Genomic DNA, 26,615 nt, shown 5'->3' with positions numbered 1-26,615 from the left:
CGACTGCTGCCGCAAGCAAGGCTGTGGCCGCTTTTATGCAAAATTATTTGCTGTGCCGGCGGCAGCAGAACGGCCGCCCCGGCGCGCCACGGCCGCACTGCTCACCGGCCAGGCTTTAAGCCATTTTTCTGATAAGCCATATGGCCATGCCGCGCCATATCCGCTATATTTCCTGATAAATGATACTACACCGCCGGCTTGTTGCGGCTTGACCGCGTTTTGCACGCTCCGCGCGCCCCTTCGGTTTGCACGCTCCGCGTGCCCCTTCGGTTTCTGATGAGCTATGCTACCCTTGGCTGCGCGCTCACGGGCAGCAGCGTTGCGGCTTGATTGCCTTTCGAATTGCCTGTAATTCCCGGCGAAAGTCCGGCCCATCATCGGCCAGAGCGCGCTACCCCGGCAAAGTGGTAAAGTGAAAACAGCAAGAACGGCCTCTATCCGCCGGCCCGGTGCCGATAAAATAATGAGGCGCTTGCTGTTACACGCTAAAACCGGCATAATGAGCAGCACGCCCGGCAAGAGCAAAGCCGCTTGTGAGCGCACAGCTCGCCTTTCAAACACGCATTGCCCAATTTTGACTTAAGGAAAATCATGCCCACTCTTCCCCTTTACCGCCGCCTGTTCTGTCATCGCTTCTTCTGTCTGGTCGGCGGTATTTTTGGCGCCGGCGGTATTGCCGCTTTTGCCGCTGCCAAACATATTGGCGGCTTTTATGGTGATTTTGCCCCGATTCTGCTGGGCAATGCCCCGGTCTTTTTGCTTTTGGGGTTAGGCAAAACAGAAAGCTGCCTGCCGCGGCTGGCCGGTTTGCTCATTTTTTTGGGCGGCAGCCTGTTTACCGCAACGCTATTGGCGCTGCAATATTATGGCCGGCCGCTTTTCCCTTATGCGGCACCGCTTGGCGGCCTGTTAATGATTGGCGGCTGGCTCCTGTTTACCGCTGCCGCTTTTTGCCCGCGCTCCGGCGGCTCTTCTGCCAATACTCCGCCGACATTGCATTAACTGCTCCGGCCCGGGCAAGTTTGCTAGCGCATCTATACAGCGCCGGCGGATAATCCGCAATATTTCCAGATAAAACTGCGCGGGGCTTGCCGGCGCGCGCTTATACAGCGGCGGAGCACCTGTACACAGTACCGGCGCGTCAGCCGGCAAGGGCGGCAAGGGCGGCAAAAACAACCTGTCTCAAGCCGCCCGGCGCCGGTTGCCGGTCACATTATATCGGCCCGTTCATAGGCATTGCGCTCGATCAGCGCTTTTTCCAGCCGCTCTTTATTCCAGACTTCAAGGTCAATACCTTGCTGCCCAAAGGCCGCTCCGTCAAAAATCGGATCTTTGACACCGTTTTTCAACTGCCGGTCATAATCGCGAATAAGGCGCAAAGCCGGCTTGATAAGCAGCGCCAGAGCAATAATATTGGAACAGGCCAGCAGCCCCATCGCCAGATCGGCAAAGCTGAATACGGTAGCCAGATCGGCAAAAGCGCCAATCATACAAATCACCACCACAACAGCACGGTAAATAAAAATTGCCCCTTTGCTTTTGATACCGAAATAGCTCAGGCTGTTTTCACCCAGAAAATAATTGTAAATAATCGTGGTAAAGGCAAACAGCATTAAAGCCAGGCTGACAAAAATCCTGCCCCCGTCACCCACACTGGCGGCAAGGGATTCCTGCGTCAGCACAATGCCGGAAAAGCTGCTATCCATACCGGGGGCATAAACACCGCCAAGCAAAATAATAAAAGCCGTGCACGAACACACTATTACCGTATCAATAAATACTGAAAAAGCCTGCATTACCCCCTGATCAGCCGGGTGGTTGACGTCAGCCGTAGCTGCCACATTGGGGGCAGAGCCAAGACCTGCCTCGCTGGAAAACAGGCTGCGCCGCACCCCCATGGCCACGGCGGCGCCAATGCCGCCGCCAATCATCGGCTCCAGCCCAAAGGCACTGCTGATAATGAGATGAAACATAGCGGGAACAGCGCTGATATTCAGCGCAATAACCACAATAGCCATAGCCATATAGCCGAAAATCATAATCGGCACCAGAATATCCGATATTCTGGCAATACGCTGCAAACCACCCATAATAATGCCGGCCACGGCAACACCCAAAGCGAGAGACAAAACCCATAGCGGCACATTAAAAGCCTCATGCACGGAATTGGCTACAGCATAAGACTGCACGCCGTTAAAGCAAAAACCATAAGTGACAAACAGAAAAACAGATACTACTGCTGCCAGCCAGCGCCAGTTTTTGCCCAAACCGTAAGTAATATAAAAAGACGGCCCGCCGCGGAAAGACCCCTCTGTGCCAAAGCGCTTATAGGCCTGCGCCAAAGTGCATTCAATAAAACTGGTGCCCATGCCGATAAGCCCGGCCACCCAAAGCCAGAAAATTGAACCCGGGCCGCCCAGTGAAATAGCCGCCGCCACACCGACAATGGCACCGCCGCCGACCCGCCCGGCCAGCGACACAATCAAGGCCTGAAACGAGCTTAAATGCTCCTTGCCCTGATCTTCAAAAGCGCGGCCGCGCCATAGCAGGGCAAACATACGCCGAAAATAGCGAAACTGGACAAAACGGGAAGAAAGGGTAAAAACCAGCCCCAGCCCCACCAGCACAACCACCAGAATATAATTCCAGAGAAAATTATTCAGCGGGACTATAGCTGTGCTTATATCCTTGAAAAAAGCCGTTATCTGCTCCATTATCAGGTGTATTCCTCTCTCCTTGGCAGCAAGCTTTCACCCGCTGCAACGCAGCGCAAAGCGCCTTTTGGCTGCTGCATACCCCTGCCCGCTCTCGTCTTTTTGGCATGATTGCGGTGGAATTCCTAGCGTTTTTTACTATATATCCGCCTTTTTGTGCAAAATTGTAGCCTGACCCTGCCGCTGCTGCTGCCAAAATTGACTTTTATTGGCAAAATAAAACACAAACAGCCGGTTAAGGTAAGGCAACAAATTTGAGAGACCAATTATGCTGTTAACGCCCCATTTCTATAATATTTTATCTTCAGCCCGGTGCCTTGCCGCTTTGATCATAAATTCCGCCATTATTGGCGGCTTTCCCGCGGCGCAGGCGGTAGATTTAAGCGGCAATCCCTATATTAAAGCCGCGCCTTATCACGCGCCGCCCCTGGCGCGGCAGTCTTTTGCCGGGCAGGCGGGCGGCAGCGGCAAAGCCGCAGCAAGGCCGCAATTTACCGCGCCGGGGGTGCGCTACCGCCCTGCCCGGATTATTGACCCAAATAAAGCCGTTAATCACCGGCAATGGTGCCAGAACAACCACCCCTCTTATCGGGCGACAGATAACAGCTACCGTCCATTTGACAAAAGCGGCACTTTGCGGCCGGCGCGCGTCCCCTGTGTTTCACCTTACAGCCGGCCATAGTGGCTCGGCCCGGCCGGCATTTACGCAGAGCCGGCAAGGCGGCAATCCGGGCTGCGATTTTGTATTTGCTTTTACGCTTTTTACCTGTCATAAATTCTTGTAATCTGTTTTTCCGGCCGTGATCCGCTGGCCTGGCAGCGGCAAAAAGAAACAAGAGGCGCTATGGTACAAAAAATAAAAACCGGTATAACAGAAGGCAAGAAAGTCTATTCTTTCCGCAATCTTTATCGCCATCTTTATGCGCAGGTTATTATTGCCATTATTTGCGGCATTATTGTCGGCTATTTCTGGCCCGGCCTGGGTGAAGCGCTCAAACCTCTGGGCGATGCTTTTATCAAACTGGTTAAAATGATTATTACCCCGGTTATTTTTTTGACCATTGTCAGCGGCATTGCCGGCATGAGCGATTTGCGCAAAGTCGGCCGGGTGGCGGGCAAGGCTTTTGCCTATTTTTTCACTTTTTCCACTTTGGCACTGATTATCGGCCTGATTGTCGGCAATGTGCTGCAGCCCGGGCACGGCCTGCATATTAACCCGGCCACGCTGGACGAGGCGGCCGTTGCCGCTTATGCCGCAAAAGCGCATGATACTTCAATTATCGCTTTCCTGTTGAATATTATCCCTGCAACTGTTGTTTCTGCCTTTGCCGAAGGTAATATTTTGCAAGTGCTGTTTTTCTCCGTGCTGTTCGGCATTGCGCTCGGCGCTGTGGGAGATAAAGGCAAGCCGGTTTTAAACTTTATTCAGGCGCTGATTGTGCCTTTTTTCAAACTGGTGGCCATATTGATGAAAGCAGCGCCCATCGGCGCTTTTGGCGCTATTGCCTTTACTATTGGCCGTTACGGCCTTGGCTCTGTTGCCAATCTGGCCTATCTGGTGCTGACTTTTTATATTACTTCCCTGCTGTTTATTGTGCTTGTTCTCGGCGCTGTCTGCCGCCGCTGCGGCTTTTCCATTTTTTCGCTGCTCAATTATATTAAAGATGAGCTGGTGCTGGTGCTGGGCACATCTTCCTCTGAATCCGCTTTGCCCAGCCTGATGGAGAAAATGGAAAAAGCCGGGGCAAAAAAAACTGTAGTCGGGCTGGTTATGCCGGCAGGGTATTCTTTTAATCTCGACGGCACCAATATTTATATGACGCTGGCAACATTATTTATTGCCCAGGCACTGGATATTCACCTGCCTTTCGGGCAGCAAATCCTGCTCCTGCTGGTGGCCATGCTGTCTTCCAAAGGTGCGGCCGGCATTGCCGGTGCCGGTTTTATCACTTTGGCGGCGACTTTGCAGGTTCTTCCCGATTTGCCGGTGGCCGGGCTGACCCTGATATTGGGGATAGACCGCTTTATGTCGGAATGCCGCGCTCTCACCAATGTTATCGGCAATACTATTGCCTGCATTGTTGTGGCCAAATGGGAAAATGAGTTAGACGAAAAGCGGCTGCGCAAGACTTTGGGCGGCACATAAAGCAGGCAATAATATTATCTGTCCCTGTCGGGCCGCGCCCCTCCCCGCCTCTTGTGCCTGCATTGTTGTGGCCAAATGGGAAAACGAGCTGGACGAATCACGGCTGCGCAAGACTTTGGGCGGCACATAAAGCAGGCAATAATATTATCTGTCCCTGTCGGGGCCGCGCCCCTCCCCGCCACAATATTCGCCGGACTGGCGCTCTCCCGCCTTTTGTGCTATTGGCATTATTGCGGCTGCGGCAAAGGCCGGCAGCCTTGTCTGTTGCACAAGAGGTAAAGGGGAAGCCTATGCCGGGAAAAGAGCCGAAAATTATCCTTGAAAACGGGGTAGCCTATAATTTTCGCATTTTATATCGCCGCCTTTATGTGCAGGTTTTCTTTGCCATTATTTGCGGCATTATTGTCGGCTATTTCTGGCCCGGCCTGGGCGAAGCGCTCAAACCTCTGGGTGATGCTTTTATCAAGCTGGTTAAAATGATTATCGCCCCGGTTATTTTTTTAACCATTGCCAGCGGCATTGCCGGCATGAGCGATTTGCGCAAAGTCGGCCGGGTGGCCGGTAAAGCGCTGCTTTATTTTTTCACTTTTTCCACTTTGGCGCTGATTATCGGCCTGATTATCGGCAATCTGCTACAGCCCGGGCATGGTCTGCATATTAACCCGGCCACGCTTAATCGCAACACTGTCTCGCATTATCTTGAACAGGCGCATGATCTCTCTTTTATCGCTTTTGTGCTTAATATTATTCCGGCTACTGTCGTTTCTGCCTTTGTCTCCGGCAATATTCTGCAAGTGCTGTTTTTCTCGGTGCTGTTCGGCATTGCCCTTGGCGCAGCGGGGGATAAAGGCAAACCGGTTCTGGATTTTATCCAGGCGTTGACAAGCCCGATTTTCAAATTAGTGGCTATTATCATGAAAGCAGCGCCTATCGGCGCTTTTGGCGCCATGGCTTTCACTATTGGCGCTTACGGCATTGCTTCAGTTGTCAATCTGGCTTATCTGGTGCTAAGCTTTTATCTGGCGGCTTTTCTGTTTGTTGCCCTGCTGCTGGGCGCGGTTTGCCGCCGTTGCGGCTTTTCTGTTTTTGCCCTGTTACGCTATTTAAAAGATGAATTGCTGCTCGTATTAGGCACTTCTTCCTCTGAATCTGCCTTGCCCAGCCTGATGGAGAAAATGGAAAAGGCCGGAGCCAGAAAATCAGTAGTTGGGCTGGTAGTGCCGACAGGTTATTCCTTTAATCTTGACGGCACTAATATGTATATGACCCTTGCCGCCTTATTTATTGCCCAGGCTTTGGATATACATCTTTCTCTCGGCCAGCAGCTCTTGATTTTGCTGGTGGCCATGCTGTCTTCCAAAGGAGCGGCCGGGGTAGCCGGTGCGGGCTTTATTGCGCTGGCTGCTACTTTGCAGGTTGTCCCCGCTTTGCCGGCAGCCGGCATGGCGCTAATATTGGGGATAGACCGTTTTATGGATATGTGCCGCTCGCTCACCAATATTATCGGCAATGCTGTCGCCTGTATTGTTGTGGCCAAATGGGAAAATGAGCTGAATGAGGAACAACTGCACCAAGCCCTGAATGACAGGCAATAAAGCCGGGCAAAGGCCTTTTATTCCCGCCGGAATAGTGCCCTCCTCGCCGCTTGATTCCTCGTCCCTGTCGTGCCACAGGCCAGCCTGTGGCACTCACGGCGCTCCTTGCTGCCTTATCCCGCTCTCTGCCGCCTTCTTTACCCACTGGCAGCTCTGCGCTGTCACCCTTCCTCACCTGTTGAGCCAAGCCCGCCGCATCACGGCGCTCCCCGCCGATTACATCGGCCGGACAGAAAAGCGCAAAACAGCCTGATTTCGCCCTACAGGCTCTACCGCACTATCACAATTTCTTCGGCAGCGCGGGTAATGGCAGTATAAAGCCAGCGTTCGCTCATATCACGAAAAGCATAAGTTTCGTCAAACAGCACCACTTTATCCCATTGCGAACCTTGCGCTTTATGCACGGTTAAAGCATAGCCGTAATCAAAATCATCATAACGCTTTTTCACCGCCCACGGCACTTCTTCTCCCGTCAGTTCAAACGCCGTTTTCAGCAGTTTGATTTTTACCACTTCACCGCTCTCTTCTTCCGGTCGCACCAGCAAATTTATCCCCGGTTTCACTGTTTCGCGGGAAGATTGTATCACTTTCCACAATGAGCCGTTCAGCAGCCCTTTGGCCGGGTCGTTGCGCAGACAAACCAGCTTGTCGCCCGCCTGCGGATATAAAGCAGTAAAATTCTTCAAATCCCGCAGACGCTGATTATAAAGGCGGCGTGAGCGATTTGTGCCGATAAGCACCTGATCGGCCGCCAATACGGCGGCAGCCATATCCTCTTTACTCATAGCATAGCGAGAAATAACCCGCGCTTTGCCATAATCGCCAAGGGCAATTTCTCTGCCTTCGCGCGCCGCCAAGGCCAGACGGATAATGGGATTATCTCGCGCCTGCCGATGAATTTCCGTCAATAAAAAATCCGGCTTGCTTTCGGTAAAAAAGCCGCCGCCGGAGACAGGCGGTAATTGCCCCGGATCACCCAATACCAAAACCGGTGTGCCAAAGCCCAATAAATCGCGCCCCAGTTTTTCATCTACCATTGAGCATTCATCGATAATAACCAAATCAGCCTGTGCCACCGGGCTGTCGCGATTGAGCGAAAAAGTCGGCACAATAGATGTTTTGCCGGTTTTTTCGTCTTTTTCCTTATCTTCACCGCGCGGACGATAAATCAGCGAATGCAAAGTGCGAGCATTGCGTGCGCCTTTGGCGCGCAATACTTGCGCCGCCTTGCCGGTAAAAGCGGCAAACAGCACATCACCCTTTACCCCCTCGGCAAAATGGCGGGCAAGCGTTGTTTTACCGGTGCCGGCATAGCCGAACAGACGAAAAACCGGGCTGTCCTTGCGCTTAAGCCAGGCGCCGACATTATCCAGCGCCTGCTCTTGTTGCGGTGAAAATTGCATATGTGGAACAAAACAGGATTCCATGCCGGAAAGCAAGCAGAAATAGTGCTTGTAACAGTGTCTTTCCCCAGCCCATTTTCTGCCCTGCCTGATTAGCAAAAGCCTGGTAATAGGGCTGCACCCGCCGGAATCGGGCCGGAAAAGCGCAAGGCTAAAAATAATGCGGCAGCGCCCCCGGTTAAAACAAGGCCTTTATTTGCCTTCAGGCCGAATCTCTCACAATAGAGCGCTTCACCCAATCAACACAATCGGCCGCGCCTGAATAACGCAATTCCTGCAATAAAGCGATTAGCGGTATTTTCGGCCGGGAGCAGCGGCAACTTAAAAAATAGCGCGCCCGGCAGCGGCGGCACTGACAAAAACCTGCCAGTCAAGACTTAAGCGGCGGCTAAACCAGGTGCGCTGCCTTTTGGCGTAATGCCGTGTTGCCTGTTTGGTTTTGTCAATAGCGGCCGGCAAATCTGTTTCGCCGTCCAGATAAGCGTAAAATTCTCTCACACCGGCAGCTTTCATCAGCGGTAATTGCGGGTCAAGCCGGCGGGCGCGCAAAACTTCCACCTCAGCCGGCGCTCCCTGCTCCACCATTTTATCGACCCGGGCATTGATTTGCGCATAAATAGCCGCTTGCGGCGGCAAAAGCACCAATTTGCGCGCTTTTTCTGCCTGTATCAATGGCGGATTAGTCTCGCTCTGCCAGTGGCCGAGCGATTTTCCCGTTTCCTCCCATACTTCCCAGGCGCGCATAATGCGCTGGCTGTCTTGCGGCGAAAGCCTGGCTGCCATAGTGCTATCGCTGCTTTGTAACGCAGCATAAAGGCCGGCTACCCCTTTTTCCGCCAGTAAATTTTGCCCTTTTTGCCGCACAGCGGCGCTAATTGGCGGGATTTCTGCCAGCCCCCCCAGCAAAGCGTGGAAATACAGCCCGGTGCCGCCGACAAAAATACAGATTTTACCCTGCATTTCCGGCTGTTGCAGCAGTTTTTCTACCGCTTTCAACCACGCTCCGGCGGAAAAGCGGCAGGCAGCATCAACAAAACCATAAAGATAATGCGGCGCCTGCGCCAAATCTGCCGCCGGCGGGCGGGCGGTCAGAACACGCAAACCATCATAAACCTGCATGGAATCGGCATTGATAATCACCGCTTCCTGCGCCCCCCCCTTGCCGGCATTCATAGAGCGGGCAATATCCAGCGCCAGTTGCGATTTGCCGGAAGCCGTCAAGCCTGCTATCAAAATCACTTTATTGTTAAATTTTTCAGGCAAGAATTATCTGACCTTATTCTCGTAAATTTCGCTTAAAAATTTGTCTCTGTAAAATATATGTCAGATTTTCACATAATTTAACAAGCGCTCTTTCAGCACAGGCTTCAACTCTATGTAAGGGGCGATTTTTACCCCCCCTTCTCATTTCTGTTGCGTAACTCTCAGAAATACCAGCCTGGTTACAAAGTTTTTGTAATTCATAGCTTTTATTTCTTCAGCACAATACAGGCCAAACAGAAGCGCCGCCTGACCGGCTTCCTTTCTTTGCGCCATTTCTTCATAAATTTTCTTTAAAACAGAGGCAGCTTCATCAAAGCGCATAGGGCATAGCCTTAATCCAGCAACACAGTAACAAAGCGCAATTCACCTGTCGGCGCGGCCAGCATTAGCAAAGCATTTTTGCGGCCGGAATCCTTTAACACTGCCAGTCTTTTTTCAACATCTTCCGGCGTTTTAACCGCCTCCTGATTGATATCGACAATCACATTGCCGGCGGCAATGCGTTTTTCTGCGGCATTGGAATCAGGTATAACCGCCAGCACGGCCACCCCTTCCACCTCTTTGACAATAGAATATTGATTGCGAATATCATCAGTCAATTCCGCCAGTTGCATACCCAGAATAAACCCCGTAGTCGCCGTTTTCGGCTTGTCTTTGTCTTTTTTCCTTTGTTTGGCATCACCTGGCGGCGGCTCATCATCAGCGCTGCTATCGTCCATTTTTTCGTCAAGCAGGCCAGGCTTCACTTTTACTGTCTGCTCTTTGCCATTGCGCCAGATTGTGACCGGGACAACCACGCCGACAGGGCTTTCCGCCACCATACGCGGCAATAAACGGGCACTTGCGACCGGCTTATTGCCAAAACGCATAATAATATCACCGTCTCGCAATTCTTTATTATCGACATCTTTAGCGCCGGCAATCAGGCCGGAAACCATGGCACCTTCCGCCGCCGGCAGGCCGAAAGAAGCAGCAATATCAGCGGTCACCGGCTGAATGCGCACCGCCAGCCAGCCGCGCCGTGTTTCGCCAAATTCACGTAATTGCCGCACTACGCCAAAGGCCAATTCTGAAGGAATGGCAAAACCAATGCCGATAGAGCCGCCGGAAGGGGAAACAATCGCCGTATTGATGCCGATAACCTTGCCTTCCATATCAAAAAGCGGCCCGCCGGAATTACCGCGGTTAATGGCCGCATCTGTCTGGATAAAATCATCATAAGGGCCGGAATTAATATTGCGGTTGCGGGCAGAAACAATGCCCAATGTCACCGAGCCGCCAAAGCCGAAAGGATTGCCGATAGCCATGACCCAATCGCCAATACGGGCATGAACGGAATTGCCAAAAGATACAGCCTGCAATTTTTTAACCTTTGGGTCAATTTGCAAGAGAGCAATATCTGTTTTGGCATCTTTGCCCAGTAATTTGGCTTTCAGCTTGGAGCCGTCAGAAAAATTCACTTCAATATCATCAGCATCGGCAATAACATGATTATTGGTAACAACCAGCCCGCGTTCGGCATCAATAATAAAACCGGAACCCAGAGATTGTGTTTTGCGCACTGTGCCCTTACCGTCTTTATCGGCAAAGAAATCCTGAAAATATTCCTGAAACGGCGAGCTGTCCGGTGCGGCAGCCGGCGGCGGCACCGATAAATTACTGCTATCCTCTACTCCCTTTACTGTTTGCGAAGTAGAAATATTAACCACAGCACCGATAAGGGCAGCAGCGAGATCAGCCACAGATTGCGGCGCTTCATAATTTGACCATCGCGAAGGGGCAACCGATTCTTCAGGCGGCAAGGCCGGAGCGACCGGCGACAGTGCCGTTTTATTTGGCGCAGCATTTGCCGGTGATAAAACCGTTTTGACAACAGCAACAGGCTGAGCAGCATAAAGCCTGCCACCCGGCACCGGCAGGCACAGCGCAAAAACAGCGCCCGCAATAACCGGAAATATAACAAGACCGCGTATGCCTAAGGACATTATGCCTATCCCCTGATTTAAAATTCACAAAAGGGATCACCCCTTGTCCGGCTGCCGCCTTTGCCAATCAAGTATTTTTCAGAAGGCGTGCGCACCGCCTGCCTGTTGACATTTGCCTCAACACAATAGAAGGCCAAAATCCCTATTACCGCCGGGCCTTGCCACTATTCCACTATGATTATTGCCCGTCCGGTGTTTTCAAATATTTAAAAAAAACGGAATCCGGCGCAATAATCATCGGCAGATTTTTAATTTTCTTATAAGCGTCCATCGACCGCCAGAACATATAAAATTCCGGATCAACAGCAATAGCATCGCGCAAAATATCGATCCGCCCGGCTTCGCCTTCCCCGCGCATTATATCGGCATCACGCGTAGCGGCGGCAATAATTTCCTCATATTCGCGATTGGCCGCGGCAATAATTTTGTCTTTTTCCTCATTGCCGCGGGCGCGCAACTGCTCGGCCACAGCCTCACGCTCCTGCCGCATTCTCTCAAAAGTGCGCTGTGACACTGCTTTGGTCAAGTCTGTCCGGCGAATACGCACATCAATAATCGTAATGCCCAAAGATTGCGCATCACCGGCTATTTGCTGCTTGACTTCCTGCATCATATCGGCGCGAGCCGAAGATAAAGCGGCGCTAAAATCCCGCTGGCCGTAAACAGCGCGCAGCGCATCATCAAAGCGCGGGGCAAGATTTACTTCTTCGGCAGTAGAAGGCTGGCCTGAAGCCACTTTCTGCAAAAATAATCTGGCATTGGTAATGCGGTAAGTGAAAAAAGCATCAACTTCATAAAAAGCACCGCCGCGCACCTGCACTGTCTTGGTCGGCAGGTCATAACGGCGCAGGCGATCATCAATTATCACCATTTGATCAATAAAAGGCAGTTTGAAATAGAGGCCGGGCACAGTTTCTACCCGCATAATCTGGCCAAAGCGTTTAACCGCTATTTGCTGGCGCGGATAAACAATAAAAACAGTCAGCCAGGCAAGAAAAAGAGCCGCCAGAATGAGGTAAAAACCGATAATTAAAGGAAAACGACGCATAATTACCTCACTTCTGTCACAGAATCAGCCCGGGCGCGACCATAAAGGCCGGCGGCGCCGGCTGCTTTTTCCCTCATTGCCCCGGCTTTATCATCACTATCCGGCAAAGCCGATAAAGATTCTCCCGGCATGGCTGCACCAGAGGCAGCCCGCTGCGGGCGCGAGCGCAGCAAATTATCCAAAGGCAAATAAGGCATAACAGCATTGCCGTTTACCCCGGTGCCAATAACCAGCTTGCCGGGCACAGCCAGCATTTGCTCCATTGTTTCCAGATAAAGACGAAAACGAGTTGCAGCCGGCGCAGTTTTCGCTTCCCTTTCCACCGTGATGAAACGTTGCGCCTCGCCGCGTGCTTCTTCTACAATGCGGGCTTTATAGGCCGCCGCTTTTTCGCGAATACCGGCCGCCTGGCCATTGGCCAGGCCATGCAGGCGCGCGCGTTCCTGATTACCCTGCTCAATGGAGCGATTACGCTCCTGCTCGGCCTGCTGCACGGCATTAAAGGCCTCAGCCACCTCATAAGGCGGCGCCGCCTCGCGAATGGAAACACGGCTTACCTGCGCCCCCAGCCCATATTTATCCAGGGTAGATTGAATTATGCCGCGCACTTCATTGGCAACAATTTCACGCCGATTGCGGTAAACATCATCGGCCGGGCGGCGGCCGACAATTTCACGCATGGCGCTCTCCGCCACTTGCTGCACAGTGCCGCTTTGATCTTTCACATTAAACAAATAGGCGGAAGGCTGGGTAATATAATAATAAACAGAGAAATTGACATTGACAATATTCTGATCGCCCGACAACATTAAACCGTCACTATTATCATTGCCAATGGTCACGGCCTGTTCTGTCAACGGCACTTTACGATAAGTCTCAACCGGCCAGAAATAGAAATGCAGCCCTTCCGCCGCTATTGTTTGCTTCGGCTTGCCAAAGCGCAATTCTACCGCCTGCTCATTTTGCTGGACAATATAAAAGCAGTGAAACAGCCAAAAAACAACAGCCAGCGCCATAATAACAAAAACAAGAGAGCCGCCGCCCATCTGTTTTATCTGCTTTTGCCCCTTGCGCAGCAGCGCATCAATATCAGGCACAGCGGGGCCGCCTGTTTTATCATCACCTCCCTTATTATCGCCGGAAGAGGCGCCACCTTTCCCGGAAGAAACAGGGAAAATCTTTTTCCCGCCGCTGGAATTGCCGCGCCCGCCCCACGGGCTGCCGCTGGAAGCGCCGCCGTTTTTATCGTCCTGTTGATTTTTCCAGGGCATATTTGTGTCCTTATTCCAAGTCTCGGCCGAGGCCTGTTTTGCCTGGCCTTTTTATAAGCAGGAAAATCCCTGTTTTCAATGGCAGCGGCAAAAAATCAGCAGCCAGAGCGGCAATATTTTCTGAAAGCAGCCTTTTGCAGGAAAAACAGACAAAGAAGACAGGCCGGAAAAGCGCGTTGAGCCGACAAGCAGGCCGATCAATCAGCCGAAAAAAGCCGTTTGAGCGACAAAGCAGCCCGGCCGCCTTTGCCGAAAATTGCCCATAAGCTGCTGATTTTTGGCACAGATCGCCGGCAATGGCGGCGCTGATACAGCAGAAAATGATAAGCATGGCTGTCTTTGGCCGATAAAACCGGGGCCGCCTTTTCACTTTTCTGCCAGATATGCGCCGGCAGAGATGGCTTGAAAAATGTATCACCGTCAATATCGGCAAGAATTTGCGTGAGATAAATTTTGTCAGCCAGCGGCAAAGCCTGCGCAAAAACTGTGCCGCCGCCAATAATAAATATTTCCCTTATGTTTTTTGCCGCTGCCCAATTTGCGGCAATTTGCACGGCTTCCTCGAGAGAATGGGCAATAAAAGCGCCCGGCGCCGCAAAAGCGCGCTGTCGGGTGAGCACAATATTGGCGCGCCCGGGCAATGGCCGCCGCGGCAGGCTTTGCCATGTTTTTTGCCCCATAATGACCGGCTTGCCCTGAGTTACGCGCTTGAAATAACGTAAATCCCCCGGCAAATGCCAGGGCATGACGCCATTACTGCCAATAGTACCGTTGCGGGCAGCAGCGACAATGATGGATATAAGCGGTCTGGGGTGCAAGAAGTTCGCCATAATGCAATTATAATGCGGTAATACCGTCCAGGCAAAGGGGAAATCCGCTTTTCCCCCTGTTTGTCCCCGGTGCGGCTTGCGCTGTTTGCCTTGACCTCAAAACGGCTCAAACGGCTATTGGCGCCTTGATATGCGGCTGCGCCTGATAATTTTCCAGCGTAAAATCCGGATAATCGAAAGCGAAAATATCTTTAACAGTCGGGTTAAGCTTTATCATCGGCAGCGGCCCGGGCGCCCGGTTTAATTGCTCTGCCGCCTGTTCAAAATGGTTTTTATATAAATGCGCGTCCCCCAATGTGTGAATAAATTCACCGGCTTTAAGCCCGCAAATCTGCGCTATCATCATGGTTAATAAAGAATAGGAGGCAATATTAAACGGCACACCCAGAAATATATCGCCCGAGCGCTGGTATAGCTGGCAGGAAAGCCGGCCGCGGGCAACATAAAACTGAAACAGGCAATGGCAGGGCGGCAAAGCCATTTCATCAATTTTTGCCGGATTCCAGGCCGAGACAATAAGGCGGCGCGAATCGGGATTGGTTTTTATCTGTTCAACTACATTGGTAATCTGATCAATATGACCGCCGCTATAATCCGGCCAGGAGCGCCATTGCGCGCCGTAAACGCAGCCCAGATTGCCTTCCTCATCAGCCCAGTCGTCCCATATTTTAACGCCATGTTCCTGCAGATAGCGGATATTGGTAACGCCATTGTCAGCGCCCCGCAGAAACCACAATAATTCATAAATAATGCCGCGGACAAACAGCTTTTTGGTGGTAAGCAAGGGGAAGCCCTGTGCCAGATCAAAGCGCATCTGATAACCGAAAATCGAACGCGTGCCGGTGCCGGTGCGATCGTCTTTATCAATACCGTGTTGCAAAACATGGTTTAACAAATCAAGATATTGTTTCATAAAACCATACTCTCAGATTTTCCTTTTGCCAAAAATATACAAAAAAGCGCCTGAACAGACAGACGCACATGCTACACTCCCTATAAAATATCCGATTCGGATAAAAGAGACAGCAAAAGCACAAAAAACAGTTAACAAATCCACAGCGAATTAGCAACAAAATCACGCCGGTCTACGGCTGAGAAAAATTGCAGGCGCCGGTCGGCACAAGAGCCGGGCGCCTGCACGTATGAGCGGGAAAGGATTCAGGATTTGAGAGAAATCCCCTTTATCAGGAAGGAATATGCCCCAATTTGCCAAGTTTTTTAGCCATAAGATAATAAAAGGTCACGCGGTTTTTGTGATGATCATTGTGCATTTCCCTGGCTACGGCTTCAACAGTGTGCTTGGCCTTCTCCTTGCCGGCACCAAGATGCTTCTCTGCCCACTGCTCTACCCGTTTCACTTCCTCAGGATCGCTCACCGCCACCCATTTGCCGTCATCATTTTGCATTGCCGCCTGCAAATGCTTGCATAATTTTTCAACGGCCGCCATATCAGGGTGAGAATCATATCTTTTGACATCTTGTTTTGCGTTTTCCATGAAAAAACCTCTTTTGCAATCAGGATTGATTATTTTTATAAATGGTTCTCAAAACGCGCGCGGCAAGATGTTGCCGCTTTTGAGGGCGGGAAAAATAAAACGGCATAATCCTTGCAAATTATGCCGCCATGGTCTATATTATCGGCTGCCGGCTCGCCGGCTATGGTGATAAACGGACTGTGTAATAAACCCATTGGACTCGGGGGCAGTACCCGACGCCTCCACCATAAAGCAATCCGGGCGCGCTTGCAGGCAAAGCGTGCCTGACGGCAGAAGATTGGGTTGCTTTATGGCGGGGGCGAAACAGGATCGACAAGGGCGTAAAGATTGCTCTTTTACCCGGCATTGTTCCGCCGTTATCGGGCTTATGTATAATTGCAAACGACAATTATGCGGAGGCACGTCTTGCTGCTTAATTGCGGCTGACAACCTCACTTCAAGTCTTGTTCTCTCGCAGGAGCAAGCGGGGTTGCAGGCACCCGGCAACAGAAGCCTGCATTTATTTTGCCATATTTGCCGGTAATCCTGTTTTCCGCAAAATTGCAAATGCGGTGCGGTTTTCAGGTGGAAGGCACTGCCGGGTGGTGGTTTTGCAGCTGATTATGCCTTTTTCAGTTGCTTTGGCTCCCCATATTATATTATTGCTCATGGCAGAAGACAGGATAATTTATTGAGCTTTGCCGGGTCGCTTGCCCGGCGCTTGCCGCTGTTTTGGGAAAAAGGCATGCAAGATCGCATAGACTATGAAAACCTTGTGCAAAATGCCCTGCTAAATGTCATTCGCGATATTTTGGCAGATGTGGCAGCAAACGGCCTGCCGGGTGAGCACCATTTCTATATTACTTTCTCTACCCAAAAGGCCGGAGTGCAAATTTCGGAGCGGCTGAAAGAGCGCTTTCCTGAGACAATGACCATTGTCCTGCAACACCGTTTTTGGGATATGCAGCTTTTTGCCGATTCTTTTACCGTTACTTTGAGCTTTGGCGGCATAGCCGAAAAACTGCTTGTTCCTTTTGCTGCCATGCAGATTTTTTATGACCCCGCTGCTGCTTTTGAAGTGGCTTTTACAAAACCGGCTCGCGATGAAGATGAAGAGGCGCTGGCGGCAGAACAGCAGAGAGATGAAGAAAACGCTATTGTCACTTTTCCGCCGCCAAAGCACAAGCGAGAAAAAGACTATACTGAAAAAACAGAAAAAAATCTCTCGCCACCGGTGCCCGTGCCGCAAAATTACACCAATGCCATAACCGAAAATGCTCTATATGAGCAGGCCGGCGGGTCGGAAAAGGCAGAGCGGAATAATGACACAGCGCCGGCAAACCAGGCCGGGAAACAGCGTGAAAGCTCCGCCAGTATTGTCTCGCTGGACGCTTTCCGTAAAAAATAACCATAAGAGCCTGGGGGGATTGCCGCGCCGGCACAAAGGCAGGCGGCAGAAGCGGCCTCTCCTTCACCTCCAGGCCGGAATCTTCTGATGCGGTTTTAAATAAAGCGCGGGATAAAGCAGCCGGCCCCTCGCTTTTTGCTGCGAAAACCATTAAATCCTGCTTAATGATGCCCGATAATTCTCCTCCCGCTAATATTCCCCGCCATTATGAGAGCAATGAGGCAGATCAAAACCCGGCCGAAAATGTAGCGGACGGCAGCGGCGATGAAAATTCTGCCGTCACGCCGCAGCCGGCAGTGAATCTTGCCGAGCGCGCTATAGCGGCACGCGGGCTGCCGCCTGTCTGCCCGAATTTTTCGCTAAAAAATTTGAACCCGCAACAGCGTGAAGCGGTAGAAACAACCGAAGGCCCGTTATTGGTGCTGGCTGGCGCCGGAACAGGGAAAACGCGGGTTTTGACTACGCGTATCGCCTATATTCTGGCACAAAAACTGGCTGCTCCAAAACAGATTCTGGCCGTGACTTTTACTAATAAAGCTGCCAGCGAAATGAAAGAGCGTATTGGCAGGCTTGTTGGTGAAGCCGTGCAAGCCATGCCGTGGCTGGGCACATTTCATGCGCTCGGGGCAAAATTTTTGCGCATTCATGCCGAATTGGCGGAATTAAAGCCGGATTTCACTATTTTAGACAGTGATGATGTCCAGCGCCTGCTCAAACAACTGATTCGCGCTGAGGGACTGGACGATAAAAGATGGCCGGCGCGCAGCCTGGCGCATAAAATTGATGAGTGGAAAAACAAAGGCTGGACACCGGAGCGAGTGCCGGAAGGTGATGCCCGTTCTTTTGGTGACGGCAAAGGACGGATCTTATACCAAGCCTATCAGGAAAGGCTGAAAACTACCAATAGCTGCGATTTTGGCGATTTGCTGCTGCTGCCGATTGCCGTTTTTAAAAAGCGCCCGGATATTCTGGCAAAATATCAGCAGAAATTCCGCTATATTCTGGTTGATGAATATCAGGATACCAATCTGGCGCAATATTTATGGCTGCGGCTGCTGGCGCAAAGGCTGCCCAATCCACAGACAGGGGAGCGGCAGAGCGTCAATCTCTGCTGTGTCGGCGATGATGACCAGTCTATTTACGGCTGGCGCGGGGCAGAGGTCGATAATATTCTGCGCTTTGAGCATGATTTTCCGGGGGCAAAACTTATCCGTCTGGAGCGCAATTATCGTTCTACCGCGCCTATTCTGGCCACAGCTTCGCATCTTATTGCCTATAATCAAGGCCGGCTGGGCAAAACCCTGTTCCCCGATAAAGTGGCTGATGATGCGGCAAAAGTTCGATTATACGCCGCCTGGGACAGCCAGGAAGAAGCGCGCGCTATTGGCGATGAAATTGAGGCGCTGCTGAGCAGCGGCACGGCACTGGGCGCTATTGCCATTCTGGTGCGCGCCTCATTTCAGACGCGCGAATTTGAAGAGCGTTTCGGTATAATCGGCCTTGATTACCGTATTATTGGCGGGCAGCGCTTTTATGAGCGGCAGGAAATCCGCGATGCCATTGCCTATTTGCGCGTGGCAGCACAGCCGGCTGATGATATGGCCTTTGAGCGGATTTTCAACCTGCCGAAACGCGGCCTGGGCGATGCCTGCCTGCGCCGGCTGCATGATACAGCGCGCCGGCTGCATATGCCGCTATTGGCGGCAGCGGCAGAGCTGATAGCGGGCACGGAGCTGCCGGCCAAACAACGCAGCGCCCTGCGTGAGGTAGTAGAAAATTTCCGCCGCTGGCGCAATATAATCGATACAACAGCGCCGGCAGAATTAGCGCAAATTATTCTGGACGAATCCGGCTATACGGAAATGTGGCAAAATGATAAATCGGCCGATGCCGCCGGCCGGCTGGAAAATTTAAAAGAGCTTGCCCGCTCTATGGAAGGGTTTGAAAATTTGCGCGGCTTTCTGGAGCATATTGCGCTGGTAATGGAAAATGATAATAGAAGCGGTAGAGAAGCTGTTAATATCATGACCCTGCACGCCGCCAAAGGGCTGGAATTTGACGCTGTTTTTCTGCCCGGCTGGGAGGAAGGCCTGTTTCCCCATCAGCGAGCGCTGGACGAAGGCGGGAAGAAGGGGCTGGAGGAAGAAAGGCGGCTGGCTTATGTTGGCCTGACGCGCGCGCGGCAGCGGGAATATATCTGGTTTAGCCAGAACAGGCGCATTCACGGCCTGTGGCAAAACACCATGCCTTCACGCTTTTTAGGCGAGCTGCCGGAAGAACAAGTGGAAATTATGGTGCCTGATAATAGTTACGGCGGCTATGCCATGCCTTACACGGCAGCGAGCGGCCATACAGGCAGTGCTTTCCATATGCCGGATCCGTTTGGCGGCAATTATCAGACCCCGGGCTTTCAGCGCGGCAAGCGCAATGCAACGGAAGCTACCCGCAATAATTGGGGCCGCCGCTCCGGCGCTGATATTGAAACCGGCATAGAGAGAGGCAAATCGGCAACAGACCGCACGCCGCTATTGGAAGAGCGAATATTGCAGCAGGGAACAGGCGGCAGAAAGGGCGGCAGCGGCAAAACAGCGGCGGCAGGCTTAAAGCCCGGCGACCGTGTCTTTCACCTTAAATTCGGCAACGGCACTATTAGCGCGATGGAAGATGATAAATTAACGGTAGATTTTGACAAAGCCGGGCAAAAACGCGTCCTCGCCGGCTATGTGGAAAAGCTGTAGCGCGCTTTATTTCGAAATCGCGAAAAACAGAGTATTAGCATAATTCATAAATACCACCGCCTTTGAAGGATAAATAGCCTTGATCACGCAGAGTTTGTAATTGCTGGCGGATTTTTGCTTTGACATTATTGTTATCGGGGTGCTTCTTTTGTAAATCTGCCTCAGCCTTGGCGTAAAACTCTGTCAGACTGAAGCGCCGTTGCGCCAGCAATTCAATTTGCTTCATCACATCGATCAGCCAGCTTTTCGCTTCTGTCTTTTGTGCATTCAAAAATCGGATTTTAGCAAAATTTCTTCTGACATCGGCATCAGGGGCACAAATATTATCGCGCATATAGAAAATTTTGCCGCTTTCCGGCAATTTATCGACCAATATTTTGCAGCCGACCCAGCGGGCGCGCCGCGCTGTCGCTCGTAAAGAGCACCGTTTTTCAATAATATTGGCGGTGAAAAACTGCTTCGGCAGACAAAAGAAATTTTCTACCCGACAGCCTGCAGCAGTCTCTTTATAGTGCAAAAAGAAAAAATTGGGCGGCTGCGGCGATTGCAGCCGCTTTCGCATAGCGGCATAGGCGCCGGCCATAATTTTCCGCCCCCATTTTTTGCCGCTGCTTTTCAGCTCAAACTGCTCAGGGCATTGCGCGCAATGAAAATCCTTCACCGGGCTATTATTTTTCACTTTCTGCAAGGCGCTGCCGCAAGCCGGGCAGACTATATTATTTTCTACCCATGCTTCGCTCATCACCCGAACTTTTTGCGCTTTGCTTTTATATCCCGCCCCTAAACTCAGATCAAAATCCTTATTCACCGTAAGTATCGCAGCCTGACAGGGTGACAATAAAAGGCGGCAGGAGAAAATCCCCCGCCGCCCGCGCCGGCCCTTATTTCACAAAATTATCGGTCAGCAGTTTTTCAACATCTTTCAATCGGCCGGCAGCCAGCGCTTTGGCGCCATAAAGGGCGGTATGAGCCACCTGACTCACATTGACATGCGGCGGCACAACCAGCTCATAGGGCGTGGTTTTGACATCAAGCAGCGCCGGGCCGTCAACGGCAAGAAATTGCGGCACAATATCTGCCAGCTCCTGCGGTTTGTCTACTGTCCAGCCTTTATAGCCCATCACTTCCGCCAGTTTGCCGAAATCCGGATTATGCAAATCCGTATAATGATTGACCAGACCGTCTACTTTTTGCTCCAGCTCAACAAAATTAAGAGAGCGATTATTTAGCACGACAATTTTTATCGGCAGTTTTTCCTGCATGGCGGTCAGCATATCACCCAGCAGCATAGCCAGCCCGCCATCACCAGAAAGGGAAATCACCTGCCGGCCGGGAAAGGCCTTTTGCGCCCCCAAAGCTTCCGGCATGGCATTGGCCATTGTCCCGTGCCGCATACTCATCAAAGTGCGCCTTTTGCCGTTCGTGGTAAAATGGCGCAGCCCCCAGGCAAAGCACGACCCACCATCAGCCGTAAAAACAGCATCATCAGCAGCATATTTGCTCAACAGGCCAACAAGATATTGCGGGTGGATAATATCTTTCCCAACCTTTTCTTCCTCTTTTGCCAGAGCTTCTACTGTCTTTTTCCGCTCTTCCAGACATTCCCGCAAAAATGCCGTGTCCTCCCTTTGCGGCAAAAACGGTAATAAAGCCTGCAATGTTGCCTTAATATCTCCAACCACACCAAGCTGCACCGGCCGGCGGCGGCCTATATGGGTCGGATCTTCATCAATCTGGATAAAAACCGTTTTGTCGGCATAAAATTGCGGATAAGCAAAATCTGTGCCCAGCAGCAGCAATGTGTCGCAATTCTGTATCATATCATAGCCGGATTTCACCCCTAAAAGCCCGGTCATACCCATATTATAGGGATTATCATATTCAACAAAATCCTTGGCGCGTGATGTATGAGCTACAGGGGCCTGCAATTTTCCGGCCAGTTGCAATAATTCCTCATGGGCACCCTCTACGCCCGCCCCGGCAAAAATACCGATTTTTTTGCCTTTGGCCAGCAGCGCCGCAATCTCCTTAAGCTGCGAATCCTCAGGGCGGATCAGCGTTTTCTGCCGGTGCAGCGGATAATCAGCCGCGCCCGCTACACTCTGCGCCGCAATATCGGAAGATAAAATTATCACCGCCACACCGCGTTTTTCCAACGCCGCCTGACAAGCCATAGCGGTAATATACTGTGCCTGTTCCGGCCGCGCGATTTCACGGCAAAAGACCGAAGATTGGGCATAAATACTCTTGAAATCCACTTCCTGCGGAAAATCCGTGCCGATTTTGTCGGTGGCAATCTGGCTCGCTATCAGCACTACCGGCGCACGGTTGCGATTCGCCTCAAAAATACCATTGATAAAATGCAGGCTGCCCGGCCCGCAAGAGCCGGCGCAGGCGCTCAGCCCGCCGGTCAAATAGGCCTCTGCCCCGGCAGCAAAAGCACCTGCTTCTTCATGGCGCATATGCACCCAGTTGATTTTGCTGCGATAAATGGCATCTGTCACATAATTAAGGGAATCGCCGACAATACCGAAACAATTTTTAACACCGGCTCGCTCCAGTATATCTACAACCCAATCGGCAACTTTCTTTTTAACCATGATATTTTCCTTTATGTTACAGGACGCGCCCGGATCAAACCGCCCGCGAGATACGGTTTAAATTTCACCTGTGACATAATTGGGGCATAGTGCCTTATTCCCCCAATTTATCTTGCACTGCCGCTCACCTGGGCAGAATTTTGCGATAAAGCTTGTTTTCAACGGCATAGAGCTTTAAAACGGGAACTGTCCTGCTCTTGGAAACCATGTCTGACAACAGGCAGAAAGGCAGATCACATTATGCAACAGGATTCTCCCTTGGCTGCGGCTGCCCGTATTGCCGGCATTATTGCGCTTTTTGCCGTTCTTCTCAGCTTTTATGTCTGGTTTACCATGCCTGGTGCTCTGGGCGGCAATTTCAACCTCACAGATTCCAATGGCCGACAAGTAACACAGGCCGATCTGCGCGCCAAGCCTGCTGCCGTCTTTTTCGGCTACACGCATTGCCCCGATATTTGTCCCACTACCCTGTTTGATCTGCAAAACTGGCTGCAAAAACTGGGCAAAAGCGCTGATAATATTAATGTCTGGTTTGTAACTGTTGATCCGGAGCGCGATACGCCGCAAATTCTGCATGATTATCTCGCCAATGTCTCCGGCCGGATTATCGGCATTAGCGGCCCGCCGCAGGCCGTGCATAAAATGGTGGAATCTTTCAATATTGCCGCCCGCAAAGTGGCGGGGGAAGATGGCGATTATACTTATGACCATACGGCAGCGGTGCTGCTGCTGAATAAAGGCGGGCGCTTGCGCGGTATGATCCCCTATCAGGAAAAAGATTCCATCGCCATCGAGCAGCTTAAAGCCCTGGCCGACAGTTAATGAACCAGGCCGGCCGGTTTGGCCGCTATTCGCAGCCGCTAAAGGCGCGCAGAACTTTATATCAAAGGGTAATATTTTATGACCCAGCAGATTCGTCTTTTCCTTGATCTGCCCAAATTAAAGGGGGAAGAAATCTATGCCAGAGCGGAAGCCGCTTTTGAAGAAGAAGGCTGGCCGCTGGCCTCATTTGATGATGAAGAAAACGGCATTTTTGCAATTTCCCTTTATGTAACCGAAAAAGAGGAAAAAGCAGCGCGAGCACGGCTTTCTGCCCTGGCCGCAACGGATATTGCCGCGGTAAAGCGCGAAGTTTTGCCGCAAATTGACTGGGTCAAACACAGCCTGGCCGGGCTTAAGCCGGTGCGCGCCGGGCATTTTTTTGTTCATGGCGCTCATGATCGCGCCAGGCTCCCCCCGGGTGCTATCGGCATAGAAATAGAGGCCAATCGCGCTTTCGGCACCGGCCATCACGGTACGACAGCCGGCTGCCTGGAAATGCTGGAAAAAATTATTACGGCGGAAAAACCGACCCATATTCTCGATATTGGCACCGGCAGCGGCATTTTGGCCATTGCCGCGGCCAAATTAGGCAAAAACCATGTGCTGGCCACCGATAATGACCCGCTGGCTATTGCTATTGCCGCTGAAAATGTGGCGCTCAACGGGGTGCGCAAGACCATCACCCTTGCCTGTGCCGAAGGTTTTGCCGGCGCCTCTATTGCTCAGGCGGCGCCGTTTGATCTGATTATGGCTAATATTCTGGCCGGGCCGATAATTGCTATGGCGGAAGCAATGGTAAAGGCGCTCAAACCGGGTGGCTCGCTGCTGCTTTCCGGCCTGCTGACTGAACAGAGTGATGCTGTCGCCGCCGCTTATCAAGCATATGGGGCGGCGGTCGTCGACAAGCTCTTCAAACAAGGCTGGGCAACACTGCATTTGCGGCGGCCGGCGGCAGGCTGAAAGAGCTGCCACCGCGGAAAGCGGCAGGCGGCACCGGCCGCTATGCCAATAAAACGGGGAAAGGGTAAATATGTTCCAGTCTTTCACGACAGAGACTAATCCGCAGCAGGCCGGCGACCGGCTCAGCGCTTTACGTCAGATTATGAAGCAGCAGGGATTTGATGCTTTTCTGGTTCCCCATAATGATGAATATCAAGGGGAGTATGTGCCGCCCTGTGCGCAAAGACTGGCCTGGCTCACCGGTTTTGACGGCTCGGCCGGCTATGCTGTTATTTTACCGGAAACAGCCGTACTGTTTGTCGATGGCCGCTACAAATTGCAGGCGCGGCAACAGACAGATCCGGCACTATTCACCTATGAAGATTTAATTGCAACACCACCGGCTGCCTGGCTGCGGCATTATAGCGCCAGCCGCGCGCAAGCCGGCTCTCTGCCGGCGGCCGGGCTGAAAATCGGCTTTGATCCGTGGCTGCATAGTATAAAAGAAGCCGCCGCCTTGCGTGAGGCCTTAGCGCCGCAGGGCGAGCTGACCGCCGCGCCGGAAAATCTCATCGATCTTATCTGGCAGGATCGCCCGCCGGCGCCGCAGGGCCGGGTTACGCTCCAGCCGGCTGAATATACCGGCCGCAGCGCCGCTGATAAGCTGGCGGCAATCCGCGCTGAGGTAAAAAAAGCCGGCGCCGGCGCTTGTTTGTTGACCGAACCGGCTGCTATTGCTTGGGCGCTGAATATACGCGGCAGCGATGTGGCGCATACGCCGGTAGCTTTAGGCTTTGCCCTTATCCCGGTCGATGATAGCGCGCCGCCGGCTGGCAAAGCAGTCGTTTTTATTGATGAAGCCAAATGCGATGCCGCTATCGAAGAAGCGCTGGCGCCGGTGGCTATGATGGTGCCGATAGGCAGCTTGAGCGATTATATGGCTTCCTATATCAAACATTATAGCACAATAATGCTGGATATAGCGGGCTGTGCGGAGGCCTTTCGCCTGCTGGTGGAAGAAGCGGGCGGGCAGGTGATAGCGGCCGATGACCCGGCCGAGCTGCCGCGCGCGGTTAAAACAGCAGCCGAGCTTGCCGGCGCGCGGCAGGCACATTTGCGTGACGGCGTGGCCATGGTGCGTTTTCTGGCCTGGCTGGACGCAGCAGCAACCAAAAACAATAGCGATCTTGATGAAATTACCGCCGCCGAAAAATTGGAAGCATTCCGCCGTGACACAGCCGCCGCCATGGGCAGCCGGCTGGAAGATATTTCCTTTGATACAATTTCCGGCATTGGCGCCAATGGCGCCATTATTCACTATCGCGTGACAGAAGGCAGCAATCGCCAATTTCAGCAAGGAGAGCTTTATCTGACCGATTCCGGCGGCCAATATCGTGACGGCACCACGGATATTACCCGCACTGTCGCCATCGGCACTGTGGGAGAAGAAGAAAAACGCTGCTTTACCCTGGTTTTGCAAGGTCTGATAAACTTAAGCCGGGCGCGCTTTCCGCAGGGCACGCGCGGGCGGGATCTGGATAGTCTGGCGCGTTATGCTTTATGGCAAAACGGCATGGATTATGCCCATGGCACCGGCCATGGTATTGGCAGTTTTCTCAACGTGCATGAAGGGCCGCAAACAATCTCCCGCGCCGGTGCGCAGGAATTATATGCCGGCATGATTATTTCCTGTGAGCCGGGCTATTATTGTGAAGGCGCTTTTGGCATTCGGCTGGAAAATCTGCTGATTATTAGCCCGGCAAGCGCAATCCCCGGCGGTGACACGCCGATGCTGAGTTTTGAAACGCTGACTTTATGCCCTATGGACAACAGGCTTGTTTTGGCAGCGATGCTCAGTGCTGAAGAATTAGCCTGGCTTAATGCCTATCATGCCCATGTCCGTAAAACACTGCGGCCCTTTATCACAGACAGCAGCACACAGCAATGGCTCAAACAGGCAACGGCAGAAATAGCGGCACAATAAAGGGAGAAAAGCAGCGCAATAAAAGGGCAAGGAGCCGCAAGACAAAAAGAATGAAAGACAAACAAAGAGAAGGATCACTCCCCCGGTCTTTGAGCACTTTGCCCGCCATAATTGCGCAAAATGGCGCACAATTTCGCAAAGCGGCAGCGGTATCTGAGAGCGCCGCTTTGCCCTCATAGGCCTGGAGCACCCACACAGAGCGCCAAAGCGTGGCAATGACATGCTCTTGCGCCTTACATTGCACCCGTTGCGCCTTTAAGGCACCACAATCTGCCCAAGGTTAATTGACACACAGTTTTAGAATAAGTGGGGAGATGCGGGAATCGCCGCTTAAGAAAAGGCGAAGGGTGAGTGCTTTTCTGGAATGTGACGGGAAGCCCGGGAGAGCGCGAAT

At 52.1% G+C, this 26,615-nt stretch carries 21 protein-coding genes and 1 other RNA gene; 10 read left to right on the top strand and 12 right to left on the bottom strand.

The features are described 5' to 3' along the window. The first annotated feature begins 591 nt into the window (after window positions 1-591). On the top strand, window positions 592-1,002 hold the full coding sequence (locus DPQ22_RS02415) for a hypothetical protein (RefSeq protein ID WP_150212983.1): 411 nt from the start codon (window positions 592-594) through the stop codon (window positions 1,000-1,002). A gap of 206 nt (window positions 1,003-1,208) precedes the next feature. Here the strand turns inward: DPQ22_RS02415 and DPQ22_RS02410 are convergent, their stop codons facing one another. Further along, complete coding sequence (locus DPQ22_RS02410) at window positions 1,209-2,714, bottom strand: alanine/glycine:cation symporter family protein (protein ID WP_150212982.1); 1,506 nt, start codon at window positions 2,712-2,714, stop codon at window positions 1,209-1,211. 268 nt (window positions 2,715-2,982) lie between these two features. Here DPQ22_RS02410 and DPQ22_RS02405 point away from each other — a divergent pair, with 268 nt between their 5' ends. The 3 genes from DPQ22_RS02405 (at window position 2,983) to DPQ22_RS02395 (ending at window position 6,455) form a co-directional block, all read left to right on the top strand. Then, window positions 2,983-3,396 (top strand): BA14K family protein, encoded by a 414-nt coding sequence (locus DPQ22_RS02405; RefSeq protein ID WP_150212981.1) that lies wholly within the window; start codon window positions 2,983-2,985, stop codon window positions 3,394-3,396. A gap of 162 nt (window positions 3,397-3,558) precedes the next feature. Then, window positions 3,559-4,860, top strand: coding sequence for a dicarboxylate/amino acid:cation symporter (locus DPQ22_RS02400; RefSeq protein WP_150212980.1), 1,302 nt, complete (start codon window positions 3,559-3,561; stop codon window positions 4,858-4,860). Between the two features lie 290 nt (window positions 4,861-5,150). Continuing rightward, the gene (locus tag DPQ22_RS02395; protein ID WP_150212979.1) at window positions 5,151-6,455 is read left to right on the top strand and encodes a dicarboxylate/amino acid:cation symporter; all 1,305 of its coding nucleotides are present in this window, start codon (window positions 5,151-5,153) and stop codon (window positions 6,453-6,455) included. 269 nt (window positions 6,456-6,724) lie between these two features. Here the strand turns inward: DPQ22_RS02395 and DPQ22_RS02390 are convergent, their stop codons facing one another. From DPQ22_RS02390 to DPQ22_RS02350, 9 genes are all read right to left on the bottom strand, one after another. Beyond that, a complete protein-coding gene (locus DPQ22_RS02390; protein ID WP_150212996.1) occupies window positions 6,725-7,858 on the bottom strand; it encodes an ATP-dependent DNA helicase in 1,134 nt (377 codons plus the stop codon). Between the two features lie 321 nt (window positions 7,859-8,179). Further along, the gene (gene miaA / locus DPQ22_RS02385) at window positions 8,180-9,121 is read right to left on the bottom strand and encodes a tRNA (adenosine(37)-N6)-dimethylallyltransferase MiaA (RefSeq protein ID WP_190323099.1); all 942 of its coding nucleotides are present in this window, start codon (window positions 9,119-9,121) and stop codon (window positions 8,180-8,182) included. 141 nt (window positions 9,122-9,262) lie between these two features. Next, entirely contained in the window at window positions 9,263-9,442 is a 180-nt protein-coding gene (locus tag DPQ22_RS02380; protein ID WP_150212978.1) for a hypothetical protein, read from the bottom strand. An 11-nt stretch (window positions 9,443-9,453) separates the two neighbouring features. Beyond that, window positions 9,454-11,106: a Do family serine endopeptidase gene (locus DPQ22_RS02375; protein ID WP_150212977.1), complete on the bottom strand. Its 1,653-nt coding sequence runs from the start codon at window positions 11,104-11,106 to the stop codon at window positions 9,454-9,456. A gap of 178 nt (window positions 11,107-11,284) precedes the next feature. Then, window positions 11,285-12,154, bottom strand: coding sequence for a protease modulator HflC (gene hflC, locus DPQ22_RS02370; RefSeq protein ID WP_150212976.1), 870 nt, complete (start codon window positions 12,152-12,154; stop codon window positions 11,285-11,287). A 2-nt stretch (window positions 12,155-12,156) separates the two neighbouring features. Next, entirely contained in the window at window positions 12,157-13,425 is a 1,269-nt protein-coding gene (gene hflK, locus DPQ22_RS02365) for an FtsH protease activity modulator HflK (RefSeq protein WP_150212975.1), read from the bottom strand. Window positions 13,426-13,622: 197 nt separating this feature from the next. Then, the gene (locus DPQ22_RS02360) at window positions 13,623-14,255 is read right to left on the bottom strand and encodes a dihydrofolate reductase (protein WP_150212974.1); all 633 of its coding nucleotides are present in this window, start codon (window positions 14,253-14,255) and stop codon (window positions 13,623-13,625) included. Between the two features lie 106 nt (window positions 14,256-14,361). Next, window positions 14,362-15,168 carry a thymidylate synthase gene (locus DPQ22_RS02355; protein WP_150212973.1) on the bottom strand — a complete coding sequence of 269 codons (807 nt, stop codon included), beginning with the start codon at window positions 15,166-15,168 and terminating at the stop codon, window positions 14,362-14,364. A 271-nt stretch (window positions 15,169-15,439) separates the two neighbouring features. Continuing rightward, complete coding sequence (locus DPQ22_RS02350; protein WP_150212972.1) at window positions 15,440-15,751, bottom strand: DUF2853 family protein; 312 nt, start codon at window positions 15,749-15,751, stop codon at window positions 15,440-15,442. A 107-nt stretch (window positions 15,752-15,858) separates the two neighbouring features. Here DPQ22_RS02350 and ssrA point away from each other — a divergent pair. From ssrA to DPQ22_RS02335, 3 genes are all read left to right on the top strand, one after another. Beyond that, window positions 15,859-16,251, top strand: a transfer-messenger RNA (tmRNA) gene (gene ssrA / locus DPQ22_RS02345). Window positions 16,252-16,475: 224 nt separating this feature from the next. Continuing rightward, complete coding sequence (locus tag DPQ22_RS02340) at window positions 16,476-17,138, top strand: SspB family protein (RefSeq protein ID WP_150212971.1); 663 nt, start codon at window positions 16,476-16,478, stop codon at window positions 17,136-17,138. Window positions 17,139-17,302: 164 nt separating this feature from the next. Beyond that, window positions 17,303-19,876 (top strand): ATP-dependent helicase, encoded by a 2,574-nt coding sequence (locus DPQ22_RS02335; protein ID WP_246681437.1) that lies wholly within the window; start codon window positions 17,303-17,305, stop codon window positions 19,874-19,876. 34 nt (window positions 19,877-19,910) lie between these two features. Here DPQ22_RS02335 and DPQ22_RS02330 read toward each other — a convergent pair whose 3' ends face one another. Continuing rightward, window positions 19,911-20,684: a DpnI domain-containing protein gene (locus DPQ22_RS02330; protein ID WP_190323098.1), complete on the bottom strand. Its 774-nt coding sequence runs from the start codon at window positions 20,682-20,684 to the stop codon at window positions 19,911-19,913. A 73-nt stretch (window positions 20,685-20,757) separates the two neighbouring features. Beyond that, entirely contained in the window at window positions 20,758-22,476 is a 1,719-nt protein-coding gene (locus tag DPQ22_RS02325) for a thiamine pyrophosphate-dependent enzyme (protein WP_150212969.1), read from the bottom strand. Between the two features lie 258 nt (window positions 22,477-22,734). On the opposite strand from DPQ22_RS02325, the gene DPQ22_RS02320 reads away from it, so the two are divergent. From DPQ22_RS02320 to DPQ22_RS02310, 3 genes are all read left to right on the top strand, one after another. Next, window positions 22,735-23,298 carry an SCO family protein gene (locus DPQ22_RS02320; protein ID WP_425305137.1) on the top strand — a complete coding sequence of 188 codons (564 nt, stop codon included), beginning with the start codon at window positions 22,735-22,737 and terminating at the stop codon, window positions 23,296-23,298. A 78-nt stretch (window positions 23,299-23,376) separates the two neighbouring features. Further along, on the top strand, window positions 23,377-24,258 hold the full coding sequence (locus DPQ22_RS02315; RefSeq protein ID WP_150212967.1) for a 50S ribosomal protein L11 methyltransferase: 882 nt from the start codon (window positions 23,377-23,379) through the stop codon (window positions 24,256-24,258). A 70-nt stretch (window positions 24,259-24,328) separates the two neighbouring features. Then, entirely contained in the window at window positions 24,329-26,221 is a 1,893-nt protein-coding gene (locus DPQ22_RS02310) for an aminopeptidase P family protein (protein WP_150212966.1), read from the top strand. Window positions 26,222-26,615 lie beyond the last annotated feature (394 nt).

The sequence above is a fragment of the Candidatus Tokpelaia sp. genome (genome assembly GCF_008636115.1).
Taxonomy (GTDB): domain Bacteria; phylum Pseudomonadota; class Alphaproteobacteria; order Rhizobiales; family Rhizobiaceae; genus QLZD01.
This window is presented reverse-complemented; position numbering and strand designations above follow the sequence as displayed.